The 3,653-nt window shown below is 70.1% G+C and carries 5 protein-coding genes; 2 read left to right on the top strand and 3 right to left on the bottom strand.

Going from position 1 to position 3,653, the window contains the following annotated elements:
- Positions 1-113 precede the first annotated feature (113 nt).
- Both hisI and HUU95_RS10880 read right to left on the bottom strand, forming a co-directional pair.
- Positions 114-476, bottom strand: coding sequence for a phosphoribosyl-AMP cyclohydrolase (gene hisI, locus HUU95_RS10885; protein WP_174280133.1), 363 nt, complete (start codon positions 474-476; stop codon positions 114-116).
- Positions 477-522: 46 nt separating this feature from the next.
- Positions 523-771: a DUF7218 family protein gene (locus tag HUU95_RS10880; RefSeq protein ID WP_174280131.1), complete on the bottom strand. Its 249-nt coding sequence runs from the start codon at positions 769-771 to the stop codon at positions 523-525.
- Positions 772-860: 89 nt separating this feature from the next.
- Here HUU95_RS10880 and purF point away from each other — a divergent pair, with 89 nt between their 5' ends.
- Positions 861-2,318, top strand: coding sequence for an amidophosphoribosyltransferase (purF, locus tag HUU95_RS10875; RefSeq protein WP_174280132.1), 1,458 nt, complete (start codon positions 861-863; stop codon positions 2,316-2,318).
- A 101-nt stretch (positions 2,319-2,419) separates the two neighbouring features.
- Complete coding sequence (locus tag HUU95_RS10870; RefSeq protein ID WP_438827208.1) at positions 2,420-3,133, top strand: SDR family NAD(P)-dependent oxidoreductase; 714 nt, start codon at positions 2,420-2,422, stop codon at positions 3,131-3,133.
- Here HUU95_RS10870 and HUU95_RS10865 read toward each other — a convergent pair.
- The coding region (locus HUU95_RS10865; protein WP_174280129.1) for a class I SAM-dependent methyltransferase at positions 3,123-3,653 on the bottom strand (531 nt) is incomplete at its 5' end. The two genes, HUU95_RS10870 and HUU95_RS10865, sit on opposite strands and share 11 nt — an antisense overlap.

Raw genomic sequence — 3,653 nt, 5'->3', positions numbered from 1 at the left:
ATCGGCGACCAGGCCGCGCGCCACCGCCGCCGCCTCCAGCCTCCCGCCCGGGGAGGTGTCGGCCACCGGCGCCCGCTCGCAAGCGACCAGCAACAGCGCGAACGGAAGCATCCTCACCCGACCGGCTCCAGCCGCTCGCCCTCGATCCGGCGGAAGAAGCAGGAGGTCGCGCCGGTGTGGCAAGCGGGCCCGGCGGCGTCGACGATCAGCTGCACCGCGTCCTGATCGCAATCGATCCGCAGCTCGGCGACCCGCAGCACATTGCCCGAGGTCTCGCCCTTCTTCCACGGCCGCCGGCGCGATCGCGACCAGAAATGCGCCTCGCCCGTCGCCTGCGTCCGCGCCAGCGCGTCACGGTCCATGTGCGCGACCATCAGCAGCGCGCCGCTCGCGCGATCGGTGACGATCGCGGTGATCAGCCCGGCCGCGTCCCAGGCAGGGTCGAGCGCGGTGGTGGTGTCGCGGTGATCGTGCATCGCCGCCCGGTAGCGCGATCTACCCGCCCTCGTCACCCCGACGTGCCTAGCCGTCCCTGATCGCCGCCTCCAGCTTGGCCTTGTTCATCGTCGACCGCCCCTCGATCCCGATCCGGGCCGCCTCCGCGCGCAGCTGCTTGACCGTGCGGTCCGCCAGGTGCGTGCTGTCGTGGTGCAGGGTCCCCGCCGCCTTGGCGTTGGCGATGCGCGCGGCCTTCTGCTTCGACGCGCCCTGTTCGATCAGGTCGTCGTATAGCTTGTCGTCCTTGATCTGCGGTCCATGATCGGTGGCCATCCTCGTTCCTCCTTGCGTCGGAAACGCCCAAAGGGGCGACAAGCGGTAACGCCCCGCCTATAGGGCGGCTCCGCGAGGCCATGTCCCCCATGCTCACCACCGATCCATATGACGACGACAAGCTGCGCGAGGAGTGCGGCATCTTTGGCGTGTCGGGGAGCGACTCGGCCGCCGCGCTGGTCGCGCTCGGGCTGCACGCGCTCCAGCATCGCGGCCAGGAGGCGGCGGGGATCACGTCGTTCGATGGCGCCCACTTCCACACGCATCGCGCGATGGGGCATGTCGCGGGTAATTTCGACCGGGACGAGGTGATCCGCGCGCTGCCGGGTCAGGTCGCGACGGGGCACGTGCGCTATTCCACCACCGGCGAGGCGATCCTGCGCAACGTCCAGCCGCTCTACGCCGAGCTTCAGTCCGGCGGCTTCGCGGTGGCGCACAACGGCAACATCTCCAACGCGCAGCGGCTGCGCAAGGAGCTGGTCCGGCGCGGCTCCATCTTCCAGTCGACGTCCGACACCGAGACGATCATCCACCTCGTCGCCACCTCCAACTACCGCACGCTGCTCGATCGCTTCATCGACGCGCTCAAGCAGGTGGAGGGCGCCTATTCGCTGGTGGTGATGACGCCGGAGGGGATGATCGCGTGTCGCGACCCGCTCGGCATCCGGCCGCTCGTGATGGGGCGGCTCGGCGACGCGGTGATCTTCGCCAGCGAGACGGTGGCGCTCGACGTCGTCGGCGCGACGTTCGAGCGGACGGTGGATCCCGGCGAGCTGGTGATCGTCCAGGGTACGCAATGCCGCTCGATCCGGCCCTTCGCGGCGGTCAGTCCGCGGCCGTGCATCTTCGAATGGGTCTATTTCAGCCGCCCCGATTCGATCGTCGGCGATCATTCGGTGTATGACGTGCGCAAGGCGATCGGCGCGCAGCTCGCGATCGAGGCGCCGGTGGAGGCGGACCTGGTGGTGCCGGTGCCCGATTCGGGGGTGCCGGCCGCAATCGGCTATGCGCAGCAATCGGGCATCCCGTTCGAGCTCGGGATCATCCGCTCGCATTATGTGGGCCGCACCTTCATCCAGCCCGGCGACGGGGTCCGCCACCTGGGCGTCAAGCTCAAGCACAACGCCAACCGCGCGCTGATCACCGGCAAGCGCGTGGTGCTGATCGACGACTCGATCGTGCGCGGCACCACGTCGCTCAAGATCGTCCAGATGATGCGCGACGCCGGCGCGGCCGAGGTGCACATGCGCATCGCATCGCCGCCGACGCGGCACAGCTGCTTCTACGGCGTCGACACGCCCGAGCGCGCCAAGCTGCTCGCCGCGCGGCTGGACGTGGGCGGGATGACCGGCTTCATCCATGCAGACAGCCTCTCCTTCGTGACAATCGACGGACTCTATAAGGCGCTGGGCGAGGCGCGGCGCGCGGACGTGCGGCCCAAATATTGCGATGCCTGCTTCACCGGCGACTATCCGACGGCACTGACCGATCAGGACGAGTCGGCGGAGGTCGACCAGTTCGCGCTGCTGGCTGAGCGGCTGAACTAGCTACATCGTCATGCTGAACTTGTTTCAGCATCCACGCGAACCGGTGGCACTTGGTCAGAGGTCGCGCATGGACCCTGAAACAAGTTCAGGATGACGGAGACATGATGGACAGATCGCTCGACGGCCAGCTCGCGGTCGTCACCGGGGCAAGCCGGGGGATCGGCGCGGCGACGGCGGAGGCGCTGGCGGCGCGGGGGTGCCATGTGGTGCTGGTCGCGCGGACGGCGGCGGATCTGGAGGCGGTGGAGCAGCGCATCTTCGATGCGGGCGGCGCCGCGACGATCGCGCCGCTGGACCTTGCGCAAGGCGACGCGATCGCGAAGCTGGCGCAGGCGGTGGGCGGACGCTGGGAGGCGCTCGACGCGCTGGTGCTCAACGCCGCGACGCTGGGCACGCTGGGCGCGGTGCCGGCGATCGACCCCAAGGAGATGGCGCGCGTGCTGACGCTCAACGTCTCGGCGCCCGCCGCGCTGATCGCCGCGTTCGACCCGCTGCTGCGCCGCGCGCCGGCGGGCAAGGTGATCGCGCTGACCTCGTCAGTCGCCCGGACCCCGCGCGCTTATTGGGGCCTGTACGGTGCCTCCAAGGCGGCGCTCGAAACGCTGGTCGGCGCCTATGGGGACGAGACGGCGGGACTGGGCCGCATTCGCACCGCGATCATCGATCCCGGCGCGACCCGCACCGTCATGCGCGCGCGCGCCTATCCAGGCGAGGACCCGGCCAGCGTCAAGGACCCGGCGGTGGTGGCGCAGCGGATCGCGGCGCTGATCGAGGCCGGGTTCGCGGACGGGCACCGGGAACGGGTCAGCGCCTGACCAGCGTGACCTGCGAGACGTCGATCCCGCCGCCCCCAAAGCCGCCCTCGCAGTACATCAGGTAATAGCGCCACAACGCGATGACCTCGGTCCCGAGCCGCGCCGGCAGGCGGCGCTCGGCGACGGCAAGGTCAAAGCGCTCGCGCCAGCGCCGCAACGTCCGCGCATAGTCGAGGCCGAACGCCTGGTGGTCGGTCCAGGCCAGCCCGCGCGCCTGCGCCAGCGCGCGGAAGCGCTCGGTCGAGAGCAGCATGCCGCCCGGAAAGACATATCGCTGGATGAAGTCGACGCTGCCGCGATAGGCGGGGAACACGTCGTCGGCGATGCTGATATACTGGATCGCGGCGCGGCCACCCGGCTCCAGCACGCGCGCGATCGTGTCAAGATAGGCGGGCCACCAGCGCTCGCCCACCGCTTCCACCATCTCGATCGAGGCGACCGCGTCGTAGCGGCCCCGCTCGTCGCGATAGTCGGCGAGCGCGACGGTGACGCCGGGAAGGCCGCGCGCCGCCACATGGGC

Source organism: Sphingomonas bacterium, from assembly GCF_903643065.1.
Classification (GTDB): Bacteria; Pseudomonadota; Alphaproteobacteria; order Sphingomonadales; family Sphingomonadaceae; genus Sphingomonas.
This window is presented reverse-complemented; position numbering and strand designations above follow the sequence as displayed.